Source organism: Microcoleus sp. B4-D4 (assembly GCF_036705185.1).
Lineage (GTDB): Bacteria > Cyanobacteriota > Cyanobacteriia > Cyanobacteriales > Microcoleaceae > Microcoleus.
The window spans coordinates 1-1,509 of the sequence record NZ_JAUBTX010000113.1 but is presented as its reverse complement, the minus strand read 5'-3'; the positions used below and the strand labels follow the sequence as shown (position 1 = coordinate 1,509).

1 protein-coding gene is annotated in these 1,509 nt (G+C 44.0%); it reads left to right on the top strand.

Going from position 1 to position 1,509, the window contains the following annotated elements:
* The first annotated feature begins 109 nt into the window (after window positions 1-109).
* Window positions 110-1,417, top strand: coding sequence for an NF041680 family putative transposase (locus tag QUB13_RS30305; protein ID WP_333388767.1), 1,308 nt, complete (start codon window positions 110-112; stop codon window positions 1,415-1,417).
* The last annotated feature ends 92 nt before the right edge of the window (window positions 1,418-1,509 follow it).

Below are 1,509 nucleotides of genomic sequence, written 5' to 3'. Positions count from 1 at the left end.
TTAACTGTAGTTTAGACTAACCAAAGATGAGAACGGTGGCAAAAGAAGAACTAGAGCCACCGCGCCGGGAGAGAATAAGGGTGAAAAAGAAAACCTATCCACTCCCTAAATGAACAGTGAACGATTAAAGGAATTCCGTCAAGCAGCATACGAGTTATTAGTGAAAGCCAAGGATGCCACATTCGAGCTGATGGATGCAGTGATGACCACTCCGAATGCGTCATGTTTAGCGGAATTTTCACTCAATCCATTATTTAAGCGTCAATGGCCAAGCATCTATGAAGCTTTACAAGACTGTAGACCAGACCGAAAAAAACTGATGCTGCTGTATCTGGAGCAATTACAGAAAGAAGCACCCCCAAAGGAACACATATTAGTGGCAATCGACCACACTGCATGGGGGAGACGAGATGCCAAAACGTTACAAGATAGAACCCATGAATATCAAAGGGGTGTAATTGTGGGTCAGGGATACAGTACCATTGCGTGGATACCTGAAGCTCAAGGAAGTTGGGCATTACCCCTGCTCCATGAAAGAATTAGTAGTGGGTCTTCACCCATACTTCAAGCAGCTTCCCAACTCAAACTTGTCTGTGAACAGAGCGTCAATCCAGTTTTAGCAGTTTTAGATCGAGAATATGGGAATGCAAGCTGGGTGCTAGCGCTAAAGCAAGCTTCCATCCCTGCTGATTGTTTAATGAGAGTCCGAAAAAATGCCTGCTTGTGGTCAGCACCACCAGCTTATAGTGGTCGCGGTAGACCACGGAAACATGGGCAAAAAATGAGACTCAATGACCCAACCACATGGCTTCAAGAGGATACAGAGATTGAAATTGACGAACATCCAGATTTGGGAAAAGTCCGAGTCAAACAATGGATTGACTTGCATTTTTATCGCGCCCCTGGACAAAAAGTCAATTTAATTCTGATCGAAAGAATGAAGCCCATGTCAAATGGTCAGCCGTTTCCACCCTTATGGTTGGCTTGGGTTGGAGAACGAACTCTACCTTTGGAAACAGTCTGGTTCAAATATTTACGACGTTTTGGAGTCGATCATTGGTATAGGTTTGCCAAGCAAAGATTGCATTGGACATTGCCTAATTTGAGAACCCCTGAACAATCCGAGCGTTGGAGTGATTTAATGCCGTTGATGAGTTGGCAACTCTGGCTAGCTAGGGATTTAGTGGTTGAGAATGTCTTACCTTGGCAATCTGCTACCATTAATTTTACCCCTGGACGTGTTGCTCAATCAATGTTTTCGCTTTTAGTTGACATTGGTACTCCCACAAAAATGCCTAAACATAGGGGAAAATCCCCCGGCTGGGAAAAAGGAAGGGTACGGACGGTAGCACCGCGATATCCCACTGTCAAAAAACGGGTTTCTCGACGTAAAAAGTCTTCAAGATTAGCTATTTAATCTTCTCCCTCTTGAGTTTTTAAGCAACAGCTTGCCTGAGATTCAAAGGTGGCTACTTTTAGCTACGCTCATTTTTTAGTCTAAACTACAGT